Source organism: Prevotella sp. P4-98 (assembly GCF_002251405.1).
Lineage (GTDB): Bacteria > Bacteroidota > Bacteroidia > Bacteroidales > Bacteroidaceae > Prevotella.
In genome coordinates, this window is sequence record NZ_NPJC01000008.1 from 79,472 (window position 1) to 98,580 (window position 19,109).

A 19,109-nucleotide genomic window follows, 5' to 3' on the forward strand; every position below is an offset into this window, starting at 1 on the left:
AACGATGAAGAATCCTATCCTGCGCCTCGTGCTGACCGCCACGTTCTGTTGTGGCATGGCGCTGCAGACCGCCACACCGATAGTGGCACAATCCGTATCATCCTTACCCACACGTGAACACCACGATTGGGAAGACCACCATGTGCTGCAGATCAACCGCGAAGCACCTCGTGCCTATTTCATACCCTTTGCCGAAAAGCCCGGCGACAGCCGTTTGTCGCTCAACGGTGCATGGCACTTCCGATGGACCAGGACCCCTCAGGAGCGCATAGCCGACTTCTATCGTACTGACTTCGATGCATCGTCATGGCAACGGTTGAACGTGCCTGCCAACTGGGAGGTTAATGGATACGGCACCCCCATCTATGTGTCGGCAGGTTTTCCCTTCCGTATCAATCCCCCTTACGTTACTGATGAGCCGAAAAAAGACTGGACCACTTATGAGGAACGTAACCCCACAGGCCAGTATAAGCGCACCTTCCAGTTGCCTGAAAAGTGGCAACAGGGTCAGACCTTCCTGCGCTTTGAAGGTGTGATGAGTGCGTTCTACGTATGGGTCAACGGCGAGCGCGTGGGCTATTCGCAGGGATCGATGGAACCCTCGGAGTTCAACGTGACCCCTTATCTGCATCGCGGTGAGAACCAAGTGGCAGTCGAGGTGTATAAATACAGCGACGGTTCCTATCTCGAAGATCAGGACTTCTGGCGCTTTGGCGGTATCCATCGCGACGTATTGCTCTACCACACTCCCGATGTGCGACTTCGCGATGTTGCCATTCGAACTTGTTGCAACAATCTTTCCGATGCCCAATGGACGTTGCAGATAGACCCGCAGTTCTCGGTCTATCGTGGCGAGGATGGCGAAGGCTACCGTTTGGCAGCCGTATTGACCGATGGCGGACAGACTGTAGGTAGCGATACTGCAGATGTGGCAACGGTGCTCGACCTCTCACACAAGGCAGTCCGCATGAACGAATGGTATCCACAGCGTGGGCATCGCAAGTTGGGACGCATGACGATGACGGTTTCCCGTCCACGATTGTGGAGTGCCGACTATCCCCATCTCTATGACCTTCACCTGGTATTGTTGCGCCCCGACGGAAGTGTGGCAGAGCAAGTGAAGGAGCGTGTGGGTTTCCGAAAGATAGAAATCAAGGGCTGCGAGATGTTTATCAACGGTCATGTGGTAAAACTGCGTGGTGTGAATCGCCACGAACACGACCCCCATACAGCTCGTGTGATGAGTGAAGAGCTGATGGTCAAAGACCTCTTGCTGATGAAGCAAGCCAACATCAATGCCGTGCGCCTGTCGCATTATCCCAATTGTCCGCGTTGGTATGAGTTGTGCGACTCTATCGGCATGTTTGTGATGGACGAGGCTGACTGTGAGAGTCACGGATTGCGAGGCACCCTGGCAAGTACTCCCGACTGGGCACCCGCCTTTCTCGACCGTTGCATCCGCATGGCGGAGCGCGATAAAAACCGTCCTTCGATTATCTTTTGGAGCTTGGGCAACGAGAGTGGCTATGGTCCCAACCATGCTGCCATGGCAGCTTGGCTCCATGAGTTCGACCCCACACGCCCCGTTCACTACGAAGGAGCGCAGGGCCATTACCCCGACCTTTACGACCCTAAGACCGTTGATGTCATCAGTCGCTTCTATCCACGGGTGCGCCAGGAATATCTCAATCCCGGCATACCTGAGGGCTCCGACCGCGAACGTGCTGAGAATGCACGGTGGGAGCGACTGCTCGATATTGCCGATGCAGGCGATACCCGCCCCATATTGACCAGCGAATACGCTCATGCGATGGGCAATGCGATGGGCAATTTTCAAGACTATTGGGACGAAATCTACAGTCATCGTCAACTGTTAGGCGGTTTTATCTGGGACTGGGTAGATCAGGGAATACTCCGTGGCGATAGTGTTTGCTATGGTGGCGACTTTGGTGATAAACCCAATCTGCACGCTTTCTGCCTCAATGGTGTGGTACGCAGTCAGCGCGAACTCACTCCGAAATACTATGAAGTGAAGAAAGTTTATGCGCCAGTATGCTTCCGTCGCGAGGGTAACACCATTCGGGCTGCCGTGCGATACAGCGAGATTCCACTCTCAGAATACCGCTTTACATATACTGTGACTGACAATGGACGACCCGCTGCACAGGGCACATTCGCCGAAAAGCTCTCGCTTGATGGCTTCGCCCGACTGATCAATCGCCATGCCGATCACGACATCCGACTCACTGTCGCCGCCCATCGCAACGGTATGGAAGTGACCCACGAACAGTTCCCACTTGCCGATCATCTCTTGGCAATGGCATCCTCCGCAAATAAGCGTCAGTCGCCCATCGTCTCGCTGGCAGACATACGCCTGCAAGCATTCCGTGCACCGACCGACAACGATAAGAGTTTTGGCAACTGGTTGGCAAAGGATTGGAAGCGACAGGGCCTTGATACCGCACAAGTGGTAGTGACTGACGGAGGCAGACGACAGGAGATACGACTGCCCGAAGGCACCATCACGATGACAGCCGAACAGCAAGACGATGAATACGAACTGACCTTCACCTGTCAGGGAACGCTGCCCGAACTGCCCCGACTGGGCATTGTCATGGCTCTGCCCGATGATTACAACCGAGTGGAATGGTACGGACTCGGACCATGGGACAACTATCCCGACCGACAGGCTGCCTGCACCATAGGCAAGTGGACTTCCACCGTGGCAGAACAATACACCCCTTATGCGCGTCCGCAGGATTCTGGTAGTCACGGATCATGTGCCTATGTGGTGTTGCGCAACGGTGCTGGCAAGACAATACGCGTTGAAGCCATAGGCGAACCCTTTGCGTTTAGTGCCTTACCCTATTCCGCACGCGAGTTGGCCACAAAAAACCACCACTACGAACTGCGTCCCGACGGTCATACCTACCTGTCTATTGATTGTGCCGTGTTAGGACTTGGCAATAGTTCGTGTGGTCCCGGTGTGCTGAAACGCTACGCCATCGACAAATCGACAACCCACCGTTTGCGCTTCCGCATATGGTAACCATAAGACAACATTTCCCTTTATCAAACAGTCAAAGACGTCAGTTGCAGTCTGAAACAATATCGCTTCCACCTTGCAACTGACGTTTTCTCGTTGTGTTCGTGACGTTCCCTCTATGTGCATGTGATGTTCATAGCAAAGCAAATTCAATGAATTTCCTCAGCAATTTCAATGAATTTGCTGACCAATTTCAATGAATTTGCTGAGAAAAGTGGCTTCTGTGATGCCGCAAAGTATTGTTTACCAGTAAATTATGTAAGTTTGAAAAGATTGCTGAAAACGATGCTTTTAGTCTGTAGAGCATCAATATAATAATAATAATGAACGTGCGTGCGCGTGCGTAGCATGTTGCATTTCACTTCTTCTATGATACCCAACATAATACGTGGACGGTTGTCTTCATTCTTGAGTGAACAGTGTCTGAATCATGTAATCCACTTTTTTTTTTGAAAAAAGATAGTAGAATGTTTGGTTATATGCATGGAATTGTATAATTTTGCACCACATTCGTATAAATATACTTAGCACTATGAAAGTCAAAAACGACCGTTTAGAGGCCCTCCGCATGATAATTTCCAGTCAGGAACTCGGTAGTCAGGAAGAATTGCTGACCGCCTTAAAGCAAGAAGGCTTCACGCTGACACAGGCAACTCTGAGTAGAGACTTGAAACAACTGAAGGTGGCAAAAGCCGCTTCCATGCGCGGCAACTATGTCTATGTGTTGCCCAACGACACCATGTACAAGCGCGTCAGCACTCCGCACAGCGTGCGCGAGATGTTGCAGGTGCCTGGTTTTTTGAGCATCAACTTCTCAGGTAACATTGGTGTGATCAAGACCCGTCCGGGCTACGCCAGCAGTATAGCCTATAATATCGATAACAGCAATATTGACGACATCCTCGGAACGATAGCCGGCGACGATACCATTCTGATTGTTATCAAGCAGGGCGTGCATACACAGCAGGTGATTGACGCGCTGAGCGAAGTAGTGCCTAACATGAAATGACGAAAGATTAATACAGACCGAAATAGTCAGTTGAACGAAATAGATGGAACAGACAGACAATAAGGAAATAGAAGTGATTGTGGCAGGTCCGGAGCATGAGGTATATGTAGATACCATCCTGCAGACCATCGCCGATGCTGCAAAGGTGCGCGGCACCGGTATTGCAAAGCGTACACACGAATATCTTGCCACGAAGATGAAAGAGGCAAAGGCTGTAATAGCCTTGTCAAACGGACGTTTTGCAGGATTCAGCTACATTGAGACATGGGGAAACAAAACTTATGTGACAACCTCAGGACTCATCGTACACCCTGATTTCAGAGGCCTCGGAGTGGCAAAACGCATCAAAGACCTCACCTTCTCGCTCGCAAGAGTGCGCTGGCCACATGCTAAGATATTCTCGCTCACCAGCGGAGCTGCCGTTATGGCGATGAACACACACTTGGGCTACCAGCCCGTGACCTTTGCCGACCTCACCGACGATGAATCGTTTTGGCGCGGTTGCGAGGGTTGTGTCAATGTAGATGTGCTTCACCGCACCGGACGAAAATACTGCATCTGCACCGCCATGCTATACGATCCCGAAGAACACCTGCCCGTGAAAATCCCTGAGGCAGTGCTCGAACGTATTAAAGCAATGGACGGAGTAAAATAGGAAACAACGTCCTCAGCCCTTCCTACCGACAACGCCAAGCGCCACAAACCCTAAGGAAAGGGCAGGGGAGAAACATGGAAATAAAAACAAAAAAACGAAGAAAGATATGGCAAACAAGAAAGTAGTAGTAGCTTTTTCAGGAGGTCTTGACACCTCTTACACCGTGATGAAACTGGCACAAGACGGTTGGGACGTCTATGCCGCATGTGCCAATACTGGCGGTTTCAGCCCAGAACAGTTGAAAACCAACGAAGAAAACGCCTTCAAACTGGGTGCTAAAGCCTACGCAACACTCGATGTGACACATGAATACTATGAGAAATCGCTCAAGTATATGATATTCGGAAACGTGCTCCGCAACAACTGCTACCCCATTTCGGTTAGTTCTGAGCGCATCTTCCAAGCCATTGCCATTGCACGCTATGCCAAGGAGATAGGTGCTGACGCCATTGCCCACGGTTCTACAGGTGCTGGAAACGACCAGATCAGATTTGACATGACTTTCCTCGTGATGGCTCCCGGAGTGGAAATCATCACCCTGACACGCGATAAGAAACTGACCCGTAAGGAGGAAGTTGACTTCCTCAACGAACATGGATTCTTTGCAGACTTCACCAAACTGAAGTACTCTTATAACGTAGGAATATGGGGTACCAGTATTTGCGGTGGCGAACTCCTCGATCCAACACAGGGATTGCCCGAAGAAGCATATCTCAAACACGTCACAGCAAAGGATGCTGAGGCTACGCTGAAAATCACTTTCGACAAGGGTGAAATCGTTGCTGTCAACGACGAGAAGTTTGACGACAAAGTGAAAGCCATTCAGAAAATTGAAGAAATAGGTGCAAGCTACGCCATCGGACGCGACGCCAACGTGGGAGACACCATCATCGGTATCAAGGGAAGAGTAGGTTTTGAGGCTGCTGCACCTAAACTCATCATCGAAGCACACAGACTGCTGGAGAAATCAACACTCTCTAAATGGCAGCAATACTGGAAAGACCAAGTTGCCAACTGGTATGGCATGTTCCTCCACGAGAGTCAGTATCTCGAACCCGTCATGCCTGATATGGAAGCCATGCTTACTTCAAGTCAGCGCAATGTGACCGGAACAGCTATTCTGAAACTGCGTCCTTACGGTTTTGAGACTATCGGCGTAGATTCTGACAACGACCTCACCAAGTCGAAACTCGGCGAATATGGAGAGACACAAAACGGATGGACTGCCGACGAAGCCAAGGGCTTTATCAAGGTGCTCTCTACACCACTTCGCGTCTATTACGGTACTCATCCCGATGAGCGCAAATAATCACAGCATAACAATACAATAGATTCTAACAGCAAGGATATGGAACGAAAACTCACTTTGTCGCCCGACAAAAAGATTGCGGGCGTATGTGCAGGAATTGCCGAATACTTCGATTTCGACCCAACACTCGTAAGATTGGCATGGCTGGCGGCTACTGTCTTCACTTGTTTTAGTGGGGTGATATTCTATATCATCTGCTGGATCGTTATACCAGACAGACAATTATGATTAAGATAGGAATACTTGGCGCAGCAGGTTACACGGGTGGAGAACTCATCCGTGTGCTGCTCAATCACCCTGAGGCAAACATCGTGTTCGCCAATTCAGAAAGCAATGCAGGCAACCTTGTAAGTGATGTTCATGAAGGACTCATAGGCGATACCGAACTGAAGTTTACCGACCAGATGCCGTTCGACGAGGTTGACGTGGTGTTCTTCTGCTTCGGTCACGGAAAGAGCGAGGCGTTCCTCAAGGAACATACCATACCCGCCAACGTGAAAATCATCGACCTGGCACAGGATTTCCGCATCAAAGGCAGTCACGACTACGTATATGGATTGCCCGAAATCAACCACGACGAGATTGCCACCGCACAACATTTGGCTAATCCGGGATGCTTTGCCACAGCTATTCAATTGGCACTTCTTCCTGCTGCCTATCTCAATCTGCTGAAAGAAGATGTGAGCGTCAATGCCATCACGGGCAGTACTGGAGCCGGACAGAAACCCGGAGCCACCACCCATTTCTCATGGCGTGCCGACAACCTCAGCATCTACAAACCTTTCCAACATCAGCATATTGCCGAAATCAGACAGTCGCTGAAACAGGTGCAGGGCTATCTTGATGCCGATATAGACTTTATCCCCTACCGCGGAAACTTTGCCAGAGGCATCTTCTGCACCGCTGTGGTGCGTACACCAGCTCCGCTGGAGGATGTGAAAGAAGCGTATAAAGACTTCTACCGCCATGCGGCTTTCACGCATGTCAGCGACAATCCCATCGACCTCAAACAGGTGGTCAATACCAACAAGGCACTGGTTCATGTGGAGAAATATGGCAACAAACTCCTCATCACCTCTGCCATCGACAATCTTCTGAAGGGTGCTGTGGGACAAGCGGTGCAGAATATGAACATCATGTTTGGTATCGATGAACACGCAGGCTTGAGACTTAAACCCTCTGCCTTCTAACAATAAAATAAATAAAACATATATGAAGCTCTTTGATGTCTATCCATTGTTCGATGTAAATATCGTCAAAGGTAAAGGATGCCACGTTTGGGACGATAAAGGACAAGAGTATCTTGACCTCTACGGAGGCCATGCGGTCATCTCTATCGGCCATTCACATCCACACTATATCAATAAGGTAAACGAACAACTGAACAAACTGGGATTCTATTCCAATTCGGTAATCAATAAACTGCAAGTGGAATTGGCAGAAAGACTCGGTCGCATTTCGGGCTACGACGACTATCAGTTGTTCCTGATCAATTCGGGTGCTGAGGCTAACGAAAATGCCTTGAAACTCGCATCATTCACCAATGGACGCACAAGAGTGCTTTCGGCTGAGAAAGCATTCCATGGACGTACATCGCTCGCAGTAGAGGTTACTAACAATCCGAAGATTATTGCGCCCATCAACAATAACGGTCACGTGACCTATCTGCCACTCAACGACCTCGCAGCATGGGAACACGAACTCGCTAAGGGAGATGTCTGCGCTGTCATTCTTGAGTGCATACAAGGTGTGGGAGGCATCAAACTCGCCACTGCCGAATTTGCGCAAGGACTGCAGAAACTCTGTAAAGCGCACGGCACCATACTCATCTGCGATGAAATACAATGTGGATACGGAAGAAGCGGTAAGTTCTTTGCACACCAGTGGTTGGGCATCAGACCCGACATCATCACCGTGGCAAAGGGCATTGCCAACGGATTCCCGATGGGTGGCGTACTGATTTCGCCAGAGTTTAAACCCGTATATGGACAACTCGGAACCACTTTCGGAGGTAACCATCTGGCTTGCGCAGCAGCACTCGCCGTACTTGATGTGTTTGAAGAGGAGCATCTTGTCGAGAATGCCAACGAGGTGGGAGAGTATCTCATCGGTCGTCTTCGAGCAATCAACAACCCACATATCCTCGATGTGCGCGGTAGAGGAATGATGATTGGCGTAGATCTCGATGTGCCACATAAGGATGTCAGACAACCGCTCATCTATCAAGAACACTGCTTCACAGGTTGTGCAGGAACCAACGTACTGCGTCTCTTGCCACCACTCTGCCTCACCAAAGCAGAAGCAGACCTGTTTATCGATAAACTCAATAAAGTTTTCGCAGCATTATGAAAATTACCATGATAGGTGCTGGAGCCATGGGGGGCGCCACCGTAGAAGGATTGCTTAAGGCTAAATCCTTCAAGCAGGAAGAGATTACAGTGGCCGACCCAACGGCTGAAGTATTGGAGAAATTCAAGGCAATGGGAGTCAATACCACGACAAACAATGCTGACGCAGCCAAAACGGCTGATATCGTTTGCGTGTGTGTGAAACCTTGGCTCGTTGATACTGTATTGGCTGGTATCAGAGCAAGCATACGTCCAAAAGACCAACTCCTGGTGGTTATTGCAGCAGGAGTAACGCCGGAACGGGTGCGTGAGGCACTGCCCGAAACACCGCCATTCTTCCTCGTAATCCCCAATATCGCCATTGCCCAATTGGCATCAATGACCTTCATGGTGCCCGTAGGGGCTGACGATGCACAGACCGCAACCGTCAAAGGAATATTCGATGAGATGGGTAGTACACTCATCACTGACTTTCAACATCTGGCAGCTGGAACTACGCTTGCCTCTTGTGGCATTGCTTATGCCATGCGTTACATCCGCGCTGCTTCTGAAGGCGGCGTGGAACTTGGTTTTAAAGCGGATGTTGCTAAAGACATCGTGATGCAGACTGTTTTGGGTGCTGTCAAACTGCTGCAAGCAAGCGGAATGCATCCCGAACAGGCCATCGACTTGGTGACTACACCGGGTGGAGTGACCATCAAGGGACTCAACGAGATGGAACATGCTGGCTTTACCTCTGCTGTCATCCGCGGACTGAAAGCCGGACTGAAATAGTGAAACCGTCTGACAAGATTGTAATACGCTAAAAGTAAATAATAACACGATTATACACAAAAACAATGGACGAACAATTAAAACAAATCGGTGAACGACTCAGAGGATTGCGCGACGTGCTCGATCTTACGGCTGAGGAAGTGGCTGAAACCTGCGGCATCGATGTGGATGTATATGAAAAGATAGAACGCGGTGAGGTGGATATTACCATCTCTAAACTCATGAAGATTGCACGAAAATATGGTGTGTCGGCGGAAGAACTGATGTTTGCTGAGGCACCACGCATGAAATCATATTTCGTAGTGAGAAAAGGACAGGGCATGAGCGTGGAGCGCACAAAGGCCTATAAATACCAAAGTCTGGTCAGTGGATTTGTTAACCACGATGCGGAGGTGTTTATCGTGACCGTAGAACCCAAGCCTGAAGCACACAAAATCTATAAGAATACTCACCTCGGACAGGAGTTTAACCTCGTACTCGAAGGGTCAATGGATCTCTTCATCGGCGATAAAACCATACGCCTGGAAGAGGGAGACAGCATTTATTTCGATTCAGGAAAACCTCACGGCATGCTCGCTGTAGGCAACAAAGCAGTAAAATTCCTCGCCTTCGTGGTTGAGAAATAAGGAGGCTACAAACAACACACTGGGGACTTACAACACACGAAGTGCTTGGAGTTTCCCTTTACGCAGTAAAAACACAACAAACATGATTGAAAGATTTTTAAAGCAGACACACTTCGAGTCTGTGGAAGACTATAACAAACATCTGGAATTTATCATTCCCGAAAACTTCAACTTCGCCTACGATGTGATGGATGTGTGGGCGGAAGAGGCTCCTGAAAAACTCGCCATCCTCTGGACTAACGACCAAGGAGACGAGATTCGCACAACATACGGAGAACTCAAAGAGCAGACTGACCAGGCGGCTTCATACCTATTGACATTGGGCATCGGGAAGAATGATCCTGTCATGCTGATACTGAAGAGACGCTATGAATGGTGGGTCATCATGCTTGCTTTGCATAAGATTGGAGCCATCGTTATTCCGGCTACTCACATGCTGACCAAGCACGATATCGTTTATCGCAATACGCGTGCAAGTGTCAAGGCGATTATCTGTGTGGATGATGCCTATGTGACCGAACAGATTAAATTGGCAATGCCGGAGAGTCCTACCGTTAAGCTACTCATCACAGTTACTGACCATGGTAAACCCATTCCTGAAGGTTTCCGCGACTGGCAGTCGGAATGGAAAAAGGCACCACACTTCGTGCGTCCTGCTTTCGTCAATACCAACGAGGACACGATGCTGATGTATTTCACCAGTGGTACAAGTGGTGAACCGAAGATGGTGGCACACGACTATCTCTATGCAATGGGACATCTTACAACGGGTGTGTTCTGGCATAATCTGCACGAAAACTCACTCCATCTGACTGTTGCTGATACGGGATGGGGTAAGGCGGTATGGGGCAAATTCTACGGACAGTGGTTTGCCGGAGCTACCGTGTTTGTGTTCGATCATGAGAAATTCAATGCTGATACGCTGCTCAGACAAATAGAGAAATACCACGTCACTTCGTTCTGTGCGCCTCCTACCATCTATCGCTTCATGATTCGTGAAGACCTCTCTAAATACGATCTCTCATCGCTGGAGTACTGCACCACGGCTGGTGAAGCGCTCAATCCGGCAGTATTCGATAAGTTTAAAGAAAAAACTGGTATTCAGATGATGGAGGGATTCGGACAGACTGAAACGACTATGACACTGGGAACCATGCCTTGGATGACTCCGAAACCGGGTTCTATGGGAATGCCTAACGCACAGTATGACATCGACCTGATTAAACCTGACGGTACGCCGTGTGAGGATGGTGAGAAGGGAGAGATTGTCGTACGTGTGGGAGACCGCAAACCTATCGGTCTTTTCAAAGAATACTACCGCGACCCGGAACTGACTCGCGAAGCATGGCACGATGGTGTTTATCACACGGGCGACATGGCGTGGCGCGATGAAGATGGCTACTATTGGTTTGAAGGACGTATTGACGACGTGATCAAGTCGAGTGGTTACCGCATCGGTCCGTTTGAGGTGGAGTCGGCACTGATGACTCACCCTGCTGTTGTGGAATGTGCCATTACGGGTGTTCCTGACGATATCCGTGGTATGGTGGTTAAGGCTACAGTCGTATTAGGAAAGGAATGGAAGGACAAAGCGGGCGATGAGCTCGTCAAAGAACTGCAACAGCATGTGAAGAAGGAAACTGCTCCGTATAAGTATCCGCGTATCGTTGAGTTCGTTGATGAGTTGCCTAAGACCATCAGCGGAAAGATTCGCCGCGTGGAAATACGTAAGAAAGACTCGGAACAAAAGGGATAAATCCGTTGAACACCTTATAGAAATGAAAAGAATTGTAGTGAAGGTGGGTAGCAACGTGCTGACCCGTAAGGATGGTAAACTCGATGTCACGCGTATGTCGGCATTAGTCGATCAGATTGCATGGCTACGACAAAACGACCATGAGGTTATTCTCGTGTCGTCGGGTGCTATGGCGAGTGGACGCGGAGAAATCAAGGTGGATCATCTGCTCGACTCTGTAGAACAGCGACAACTGTTTTCTGCTGTGGGACAGGTCAAACTCGTCGGACTCTATTACGACCTCTTTCGGGAATTTGATATCCATATCGGACAGGTGCTGACCATGAAGGAAAACTTTGAACCGGGAGAACAATACCAAAACCAGCAGGCATGTATGAAGGTGATGCTCGAAAACGATGTGTTGCCTATCGTCAATGAGAACGACACGGTGAGCGTCACCGAACTGATGTTTACCGATAACGATGAACTGTCGGGACTCATCGCGCAGATGATGAATGCGGAGACGCTGATCCTGCTCTCTAATATCGATGGTATCTTCACTACTCATCCCGAAGACCCTGCCGCCCAACTCATACGTGAAGTGGCGCCGGGACGGGACCTCTCTGAATATATTCAACCTGAAAAGAGTGCATTCGGTCGTGGAGGAATGCACTCGAAATACACCACGGCAACGAAAGTGTCGCAAGCGGGTATCAGGGTGATTATTGCCAATGGTGAGCGCGATAATATCCTCGTTGACTTGGTCAACAACAAGGAGGAAGTGCCACACACGGAGTTCGTACCACTGGTGAAAGCATAACAATCTGTTGTTTGAAGAAAACTATGGAAAAACTGTTTCAAGATGTAAAGAGGGCCAGCAAAACACTATCGGCTCTGACTGATGAGCAACGCAACTCCATCCTATTGGATGTGGCGGAGGCTATCGTGGCGCAGCAGGATACGCTGTTGGCGGCTAATGCTAAGGACTTGGAGCGCATGGATGTGAAGAATCCGCTCTACGACCGACTCCAACTGACGCCACAACGACTGGAAGGTATTGCGGCTGATATGCGCAACGTGACGAAACTGCCGTCGCCTCTGGGGCATAACAGTCATCAGCGAACGCTCCCCAATGGGTTGAGACTTCATCGCGTGACTGTGCCTTTCGGAGTGATTGGCATCATCTATGAGGCGCGGCCCAATGTGACGTTTGATGTCTTTGCCCTTTGTTTCAAGAGTGGCAATGCCTGCGTTCTCAAGGGTGGACGCGATGCTGACGACTCCAACCGTGCTGCCGTTGCACTCATCCATGAGGTGTTGAAGCGTCACAATATCGATGAAAATACCGTATCGCTGCTGCCTGCCACTCATGAGGCTACTGCCGAAATGCTTAATGCCGTGGGATATATTGATCTCTGCATTCCACGAGGCGGAAGAAAACTCATCGATTTCGTGCGCGATAATGCTCGTATTCCTGTCATTGAGACGGGGGCTGGCGTGGTCAATACCTATTTCGATAAAGGTGGTGACTTGCAGAAAGGACAGGCTATCATCCTTAATGCTAAGACGCGACGGGTATCGGTTTGCAATGCGCTCGACTGCCTGATCATCCATCAGGAACGACTTGCTGACCTCCCACAACTGGTGGCTCCGATGGCGGAGAAACAAGTGACTCTCATTGCAGATAGTATGGCTTACAACCAACTCAAAGGGCATTATCCCGATACGCTCCTGATGCCTGCCACCGACGATTCCTTTGGTACGGAGTTTATGGACTATAAACTCGCTATTCGCACCGTAGCATCTATTGATGAGGCACTTGCTCATATCGACCTGTATGGCTCTGGACACAGCGAGTCTATCATTACCGAGGATGAGGCTGCCGCACGGCTCTTTCAACAAAAGGTGGATGCTGCTTGCGTCTATTGGAACGCACCAACCTCGTTTACTGATGGGGCACAGTTCGGATTGGGTGCTGAGATTGGAATCTCTACGCAGAAACTCGGACCGCGTGGACCTATGGGACTCGATGAGATTTGCACCTATAAATGGATTATAGAGGGTGAGGGACAGACTCGAAACTAAGACATTTCTTTTTATCATCAATTATCATAACCTGTATGAAAAGTTTTATCAACGTACAAGATATCGGTCCGCTGGAGAAAGCACTGGCCGAGGCTAAAGAGATTAAGAACGATCGTTTCAAATATCAGCATCTGGGCAAGAACAAGACACTGCTGATGATTTTCTTCAATAATTCACTGCGCACGCGTCTTTCTACGCAGAAAGCTGCTATGAACCTGGGCATGAATGTCATCGTGCTCGATGTCAATGCGGGTGCATGGAAACTTGAAACAGAGCGTGGAGTCATCATGGATGGCGATAAGAGTGAACACTTGTTGGAGGCTATTCCGGTGATGGGGTGCTATTGCGACCTTATCGGTGTGCGCTCATTTGCTGGATTGTCTGACCGCGACTACGACTATGCTGAGACGGTTCTCAACCAGTTTATCAAGTATAGCGGAAAACCGGTCTTCGCCATGGAAACGGCTACCGTGCATCCCCTGCAGGCTTTCGCAGACCTCATCACTATTGAGGAGTATAAGAAGAAGCAACGGCCTAAGGTGGTTCTCACATGGGCACCTCACTGCCGTGCATTGCCGCAGGCTGTGCCTAACTCATTTGCGGAGTGGATGAATGCTGCCGATGTGGATTTCGTGGTGACTCATCCTGAGGGCTATGAACTCGATCCGAAGTTTGTAGGTAATGCTCGCGTGGAGTACGACCAGCGTAAAGCGTTCGAAGGTGCGGACTTTATCTATGCTAAAAACTGGAGTAATCCGGGCGTGACCAATCCTGCTGACTATGGTAAGATTACATCGAAGGATATGAGTTGGACGGTCGATGAACAGCACATGGCGTGGACCGACCATGCTAAGTTCATGCACTGCCTACCTGTGCGCCGTGGTCTTATTGTTACTGACAATGTTATTGAGAGTCCGGATAGCATCGTTATTCCTGAAGCTGCCAACAGAGAAATTTCATGTTCGGTTGTGATTAAACGTATGTTAGAAAGCATGTGATTCTAACACCTTATTATAATTAATGCAGCGAGGCGGATCCATCATGAATCCGCCTCGTATTGCTAATATCGTTCTCTATAGCCTCCGTTTTTTGCGTATTTCAGCAAAGCCCTTATCTTATCGTCAAGACCTTGCTTACCACGCCATCTGTAGTGTTCATCTGCAGCACTACGGTGTCGAGAGGTGTTGTTTCGGGCAACAGGATGCTCACGTAGCTCCGGTCTGTATAGTATTGTGGAATATTGTTCTGATCGTGCAACAGTCTGTAGTGCACGGTGTTGCGTCCGTTTGAATGACAGATCAGCGTATCTTGTGCAAGGGCAATCTTATGGAGTGCTGAATTAGAATCAGAGACTCCCGACTTCAGCAGCAATGCCATGTTCACATAGCGGTGGTTGTCTGACACCCACACACTCTCGTAACCCACAGGGTCATCTGCCATATTCTGCAGTTTCCTATGCTCTTTCGCACGGAGGGTGGGTACACCTCCCAATGCCCTGCATTTGGCAACTCCGTTGCCCAAATCATCGAAATATACGATGGCACGGTATGTGGAATCAGCTTTTGAAGCCCATGTAGCGAGGACAGGAGTTTCAAACATATAGTGCTGACCCTTGTCGGTCACGAAGTCGAGGGCTTTCTTTTCTTCTCCGATACTTACATCAACCAGTTCGGCTTGCATATCGGAATAAGGGCCGTCGCCCTTGTCGTAAGCATCGTTGGTGCATCCGGAGAGTAGGGCTCCCAGGCAACAGGCAACGGCTACTGCGGTGTGTCGTGGCTTCCACGACAGGAGGTGTGATTCTTGTTTCATTATTGTAGGTGTTTCTTTATCCAGACCATCTGTCCGTATTCCGTAGCATCGCTCGTCCAATGTTCGTTGATGGGGGTGATGAGCGACTCTTTTTCGCAGTTCAGCGTATTCCATACTGCATAACTGGTGGTTGGCGGACATGTATTATCATTATATCCCCATGTCATATAGGTGGTGGCTTTCACCTTACGGGCGAAGTTCACCACATCGTAATACGCCATGGTAGAGATATTGGAAGGGGTGTAGAGTCCTGTCATGCGATTGAAGTGGGGATAACCGCCGGTGCGTCCCTTCTCCGTATAGCCTGCCATATCGCTGAGCGCAGGATGGTTCACCACACAGAGGTTCACGCGTTTGTCGAGACCTGCTGCCACGAGGGCGAGGGCTCCGCCCTGACTGCCGCCTTGTACCGCAACATTCCGTCCATCCCATTCGGGTAGTGAGGTGAGCAGGTCAATGCAGCGCACCAAGGCGAGATAGACGTGCTTCATATAGTATCGGTCGCGGTTGTCTATACCGTTTTCCAAATATCCTGTCGCGTCGCTGTTGAAGGCGCGGCTGATGTCATCGAAAGTCTCCTTGGGCAGTCGGGGATCCAGTCCGTGAATTTCTATCTCCAGTCGGATGAAACCGTTCTCTGCGTAGTATTTATGTCGCAATGGCTCCTTGATGGTCTTGATGCCGGCTCCCGGAGGACAGAGCACTACGGGATGCTTGCCTGGCTGCGCGTTTTTGGGGTAGAAGAGGTAGCCATAGACGCATTGTTTGCGACGGCTCACGGGAATTTTCACCAAATAGCAATCCACCTTATCGGTGCAGTATTCCTCGGCAATCTCCTTGGTGTAGCTGAGCGGAATCTTTGCCAGTTCGTCGAGGTTGCCTTGCCAGAAGGTGTTGAAGTCTTTGGGCTCTTGTGTGAAGGGTTGTATCTTCTCAGGTGAGAATCCTACCTTCACATGGTGGGTGTAGCTTTGTCCATCCAGTTTCATGGTCAGCACGACATCACGGAATCCTGGCGTTTTCTTCGTTCCGATATTGATCTTGGCACGTCCGTTCTTCAGCGTGACGGTGCCTTTTGTATCTGTTCCCAACAGGTCGTTGCCCACGGTATAGGTCACCTCGCCGTTTCGAGGTATTCCGTATTTATAGAATTGTATTTCTATGTTTGCCTTCTCGCCGGTCTTGTACAACCAGTCGGCATGGTCGGGCACGGTTACCCATAGGTAGTCGCTGCGGTACGGATAGTTTTCTGCTCCAGCCATCAGTGTGACAACCGCCATTAGGGCGATCATCATCATTCGTTTCATTGTCGTTTTGATGTTCATCGTTTTGTAGTTGTTTTTTGTAGTATTGTTCGTTGATAGGGTCTATTTACTCTTGATAACCATAACAAAACCGCCACGTGGCTCACAGACTATACGGCCTATTCTTTTGCTGTTGATGTGCCACGGTGACGAAGCATTCCCTGAATCGGTAAAGACGGTTGTCGTGGTTTTCTTACTACCGATAAAGTCGATGTTAAATTCCAGCGTCACCCGCTCGTTGGTTCCGTTGATTCCTGCCACATACCAGTCGCGTCCTTTCCTCCGTGCCATCACTACTTGTTCTCCGGGGTAACCTGCCAACAGGCGTGTCTCATCCCAGGTGGTGGGTAGCGAACCGATCAACTGCTTCACCTGTTTCGGTTGCGTCAGATAACTCTCAGGACGGTCTGCCCAGTGGAGCAGTCCCGATTCGAAGAGTACGGCAAGGGCGAGCTCGTGCGCATGGGTGGTGATATGAGGGTGTTGCGAGTCGGAGAAGGTACAGGGTGTATAGTCCATCGATCCCACAATACCGCGTGTGAAGGGTAGTGTGGCGTTGTGTGCTGCTGCTTTGTCCGTCAGCACAGGGCTGTTGTTGTACCATTCAGCACCATAGACAGCTTCCGTCGATAGCAGGTTGGGGTAGGTGCGTTGCCAACCGCGTGGCAGTGTTGCACCATGGAAATTCACCATCAGATGGTGGCGGGCTGCTGCCTCCAACAGGTCGATGCAGTATTGCATAGTCTCTTGTTTGTCGCCGGCAAAGAAATCTATCTTCACGCCAGCCACTCCTTGTTGTTCTAACCATGCAAATTCGCGCTCTCTGCGCTCTGGCGCATTGAGGCGGAAGTGGGGACCTGGCGCTCCGTCTTTCCCCAACCATGCAGTAGAGGAATTATACCAGATCAGCACTTTTACACCTTGCTTTTGCGCATAATCCAGTGCGTCGCCTATCGTTCCGCCGTTGCCCATCTCGTCCCATTCTGCATCTATCAGCACGTAGGGCAGGCCAAGGGCAACCGCCATGTCGATATATTGACACACAATCTTGAAGTCACGACTGCCGTGGTTGTGGGCCCAGTAGATCCACGACACACCACCCGGTTGAATCCATGCCGTGTCTTTCAGTCGGCAGGGCGCACTGACATCCGTTACGAGTGTTGAGGCTACGAGATCTTCCAGTCCGCCAATCAGGGCAAGACGCCAAGGAGAAACCCATCTTCCTGAGGTGTTCTGTCGTTGTTCGTCAGCCACCACACGATAGTCGGTTGCTTGTTTGTCGTTGTACAACGATGCAGCACTATGCCCACCGTCTATTCCTGCCTCCGTCAGCAACATCCATGTCTTTGGAGCGGCTTCCACCAAGGCAGGGAAAGCCCATCGGTGGTTGTTGTCGTTGCCAGTAGTGGCGAGTGGATAGAAATCCTCATAGGGTTCGTTCCATTTCTGCATCCAGCGCTTGGTGCCCTCATCAATCCGGAAGGTCGTATGTTCTGTTGTGACACGTGTGTGCAACAGGTTATCCATCTCATAGCGCAGGGCCACACCGTCGTTATAGAGTCTGACCACCAGTCGTTGTTGGCGTTTGACATCATCCTCAAACGTATAGACCACTTCGCGTCCGTGATTGGTGCAGATAGATTTCTTTCCCACGATCATCGCGTAGGTTTCAAACACAGGGTGTGGATCACTCGTATCCACCAGTCTCAAGTGGTGTCCAGCTCCGTCTTTCGTCTCTACTCCAAACTCTGTGATGGTTGTCACGTGATGTGTCTTACTGTTTTTATCCTGTCGGTAACTGATGTCGAAGGCTGTGATTGAATCGCCTGTTGTGATGGTGTTCCAGATGATGCAACCGTTAGGCGATGTAAAAGAGCGGTTTGTTAGCGTCGCTGCCCATCCGTTCACCGCAGCCGTTGCGATGAAAAGGAAAATGGCAATGTATCTTTTCAGAATAGTTTGATTCATAGTTTTGTGATAAGTTATCTGTTCAGCACGCAAAGGTACGCTTTTTTCACCGCAATACCAATAATTTTCCCCAAAAACACAACTTCCATCGCGTAGCGATTTCCGCAAAGCACCGCCCCGTTCATTGCACATTTCCGCAAAGCCAGCCCCTATTCTTTGTGTTTCCTCATAGCTCTTCCATCCAAAATCTCCCCGTTCTTTGCACATTTCCGCAAAGCTTCCCTCTAAAAGTGAAACTTTGAAATAGCAGCATTGGTGCGTTTCGGGTGCTTTTTCAGCCATCGGAAATGAAGAAAAAGATTTGTGCGCGCCCACACGTCCTTTATATATAATAAATAAGGAGTTTCCGTTTTGCGGCTTGACAGAAATCAATCTCTGCAAAAAAGTTTCATGCAATCTGCATTTTTTTTCTCGAAAAAGTTTGGTAGTTCAGAAATA

Annotated in this window: 16 protein-coding genes; 13 read left to right on the forward strand and 3 right to left on the reverse strand. The window is 49.7% G+C overall.

Features of this window, described 5'->3' with window-relative positions:
- Positions 1–55 precede the first annotated feature (55 nt).
- From CIK96_RS02190 to CIK96_RS02250, 13 genes are all read left to right on the forward strand, one after another.
- Positions 56–3,049 (forward strand): glycoside hydrolase family 2 TIM barrel-domain containing protein, encoded by a 2,994-nt coding sequence (locus CIK96_RS02190; protein ID WP_094439395.1) that lies wholly within the window; start codon positions 56–58, stop codon positions 3,047–3,049.
- 529 nt (positions 3,050–3,578) lie between these two features.
- Positions 3,579–4,055, forward strand: coding sequence for an arginine repressor (gene argR / locus CIK96_RS02195; protein WP_094389721.1), 477 nt, complete (start codon positions 3,579–3,581; stop codon positions 4,053–4,055).
- A gap of 43 nt (positions 4,056–4,098) precedes the next feature.
- The gene (locus CIK96_RS02200) at positions 4,099–4,710 is read left to right on the forward strand and encodes a GNAT family N-acetyltransferase (protein WP_094389722.1); all 612 of its coding nucleotides are present in this window, start codon (positions 4,099–4,101) and stop codon (positions 4,708–4,710) included.
- Between the two features lie 106 nt (positions 4,711–4,816).
- Positions 4,817–6,019, forward strand: a complete 1,203-nt coding sequence (locus tag CIK96_RS02205; protein WP_094389742.1) for an argininosuccinate synthase — start codon at positions 4,817–4,819, stop codon at positions 6,017–6,019.
- A gap of 39 nt (positions 6,020–6,058) precedes the next feature.
- Positions 6,059–6,247: a PspC domain-containing protein gene (locus tag CIK96_RS02210; protein ID WP_094389723.1), complete on the forward strand. Its 189-nt coding sequence runs from the start codon at positions 6,059–6,061 to the stop codon at positions 6,245–6,247.
- Positions 6,244–7,209: an N-acetyl-gamma-glutamyl-phosphate reductase gene (argC, locus tag CIK96_RS02215; RefSeq protein ID WP_094389724.1), complete on the forward strand. Its 966-nt coding sequence runs from the start codon at positions 6,244–6,246 to the stop codon at positions 7,207–7,209. The genes CIK96_RS02210 and argC overlap by 4 nt, the downstream gene beginning before the upstream one ends.
- A 22-nt stretch (positions 7,210–7,231) precedes the next feature.
- Positions 7,232–8,368: an aspartate aminotransferase family protein gene (locus tag CIK96_RS02220; protein WP_094389725.1), complete on the forward strand. Its 1,137-nt coding sequence runs from the start codon at positions 7,232–7,234 to the stop codon at positions 8,366–8,368.
- Complete coding sequence (locus tag CIK96_RS02225) at positions 8,365–9,141, forward strand: pyrroline-5-carboxylate reductase (RefSeq protein ID WP_094389726.1); 777 nt, start codon at positions 8,365–8,367, stop codon at positions 9,139–9,141. The genes CIK96_RS02220 and CIK96_RS02225 overlap by 4 nt, the downstream gene beginning before the upstream one ends.
- 65 nt (positions 9,142–9,206) lie before the next feature.
- Complete coding sequence (locus CIK96_RS02230; RefSeq protein ID WP_094389727.1) at positions 9,207–9,767, forward strand: helix-turn-helix domain-containing protein; 561 nt, start codon at positions 9,207–9,209, stop codon at positions 9,765–9,767.
- Positions 9,768–9,849: 82 nt separating this feature from the next.
- Positions 9,850–11,523 (forward strand): AMP-binding protein, encoded by a 1,674-nt coding sequence (locus CIK96_RS02235; RefSeq protein ID WP_094389728.1) that lies wholly within the window; start codon positions 9,850–9,852, stop codon positions 11,521–11,523.
- Between the two features lie 22 nt (positions 11,524–11,545).
- Positions 11,546–12,322 (forward strand): glutamate 5-kinase, encoded by a 777-nt coding sequence (proB, locus tag CIK96_RS02240; RefSeq protein WP_094439379.1) that lies wholly within the window; start codon positions 11,546–11,548, stop codon positions 12,320–12,322.
- Positions 12,323–12,345: 23 nt separating this feature from the next.
- Positions 12,346–13,587 carry a glutamate-5-semialdehyde dehydrogenase gene (locus CIK96_RS02245; protein WP_094439381.1) on the forward strand — a complete coding sequence of 414 codons (1,242 nt, stop codon included), beginning with the start codon at positions 12,346–12,348 and terminating at the stop codon, positions 13,585–13,587.
- Positions 13,588–13,622: 35 nt separating this feature from the next.
- Entirely contained in the window at positions 13,623–14,585 is a 963-nt protein-coding gene (locus tag CIK96_RS02250; protein ID WP_094389731.1) for an acetylornithine carbamoyltransferase, read from the forward strand.
- A 112-nt stretch (positions 14,586–14,697) separates the two neighbouring features.
- Here CIK96_RS02250 and CIK96_RS02255 read toward each other — a convergent pair whose 3' ends face one another.
- From CIK96_RS02255 to CIK96_RS02265, 3 genes are read right to left on the reverse strand one after another with little or no spacing between them, the layout of a single operon-like run.
- On the reverse strand, positions 14,698–15,399 hold the full coding sequence (locus CIK96_RS02255; protein WP_158214818.1) for a NigD-like C-terminal domain-containing protein: 702 nt from the start codon (positions 15,397–15,399) through the stop codon (positions 14,698–14,700).
- The gene (locus CIK96_RS02260) at positions 15,399–16,706 is read right to left on the reverse strand and encodes an acetylxylan esterase (protein WP_094439397.1); all 1,308 of its coding nucleotides are present in this window, start codon (positions 16,704–16,706) and stop codon (positions 15,399–15,401) included. The genes CIK96_RS02255 and CIK96_RS02260 overlap by 1 nt, the downstream gene beginning before the upstream one ends.
- 60 nt (positions 16,707–16,766) lie before the next feature.
- Positions 16,767–18,671, reverse strand: coding sequence for a glycoside hydrolase family 97 protein (locus CIK96_RS02265; RefSeq protein WP_094439399.1), 1,905 nt, complete (start codon positions 18,669–18,671; stop codon positions 16,767–16,769).
- Between the last annotated feature and the right edge of the window lie 438 nt (positions 18,672–19,109).

Coding starts and splice junctions, on each gene's coding strand:
- CIK96_RS02190 (WP_094439395.1), top strand. CDS start 56: ATGGCGCTGCAGACCGCCACACCGATAGTGGCACAATCCGTATCATCC.
- argR (WP_094389721.1), top strand. CDS start 3,579: ATGAAAGTCAAAAACGACCGTTTAGAGGCCCTCCGCATGATAATTTCC.
- CIK96_RS02200 (WP_094389722.1), top strand. CDS start 4,099: ATGGAACAGACAGACAATAAGGAAATAGAAGTGATTGTGGCAGGTCCG.
- CIK96_RS02205 (WP_094389742.1), top strand. CDS start 4,817: ATGGCAAACAAGAAAGTAGTAGTAGCTTTTTCAGGAGGTCTTGACACC.
- CIK96_RS02210 (WP_094389723.1), top strand. CDS start 6,059: ATGGAACGAAAACTCACTTTGTCGCCCGACAAAAAGATTGCGGGCGTA.
- argC (WP_094389724.1), top strand. CDS start 6,244: ATGATTAAGATAGGAATACTTGGCGCAGCAGGTTACACGGGTGGAGAA.
- CIK96_RS02220 (WP_094389725.1), top strand. CDS start 7,232: ATGAAGCTCTTTGATGTCTATCCATTGTTCGATGTAAATATCGTCAAA.
- CIK96_RS02225 (WP_094389726.1), top strand. CDS start 8,365: ATGAAAATTACCATGATAGGTGCTGGAGCCATGGGGGGCGCCACCGTA.
- CIK96_RS02230 (WP_094389727.1), top strand. CDS start 9,207: ATGGACGAACAATTAAAACAAATCGGTGAACGACTCAGAGGATTGCGC.
- CIK96_RS02235 (WP_094389728.1), top strand. CDS start 9,850: ATGATTGAAAGATTTTTAAAGCAGACACACTTCGAGTCTGTGGAAGAC.
- proB (WP_094439379.1), top strand. CDS start 11,546: ATGAAAAGAATTGTAGTGAAGGTGGGTAGCAACGTGCTGACCCGTAAG.
- CIK96_RS02245 (WP_094439381.1), top strand. CDS start 12,346: ATGGAAAAACTGTTTCAAGATGTAAAGAGGGCCAGCAAAACACTATCG.
- CIK96_RS02250 (WP_094389731.1), top strand. CDS start 13,623: ATGAAAAGTTTTATCAACGTACAAGATATCGGTCCGCTGGAGAAAGCA.
- CIK96_RS02255 (WP_158214818.1), bottom strand. CDS start 15,399: ATGAAACAAGAATCACACCTCCTGTCGTGGAAGCCACGACACACCGCA.
- CIK96_RS02260 (WP_094439397.1), bottom strand. CDS start 16,706: ATGAAACGAATGATGATGATCGCCCTAATGGCGGTTGTCACACTGATG.
- CIK96_RS02265 (WP_094439399.1), bottom strand. CDS start 18,671: ATGAATCAAACTATTCTGAAAAGATACATTGCCATTTTCCTTTTCATC.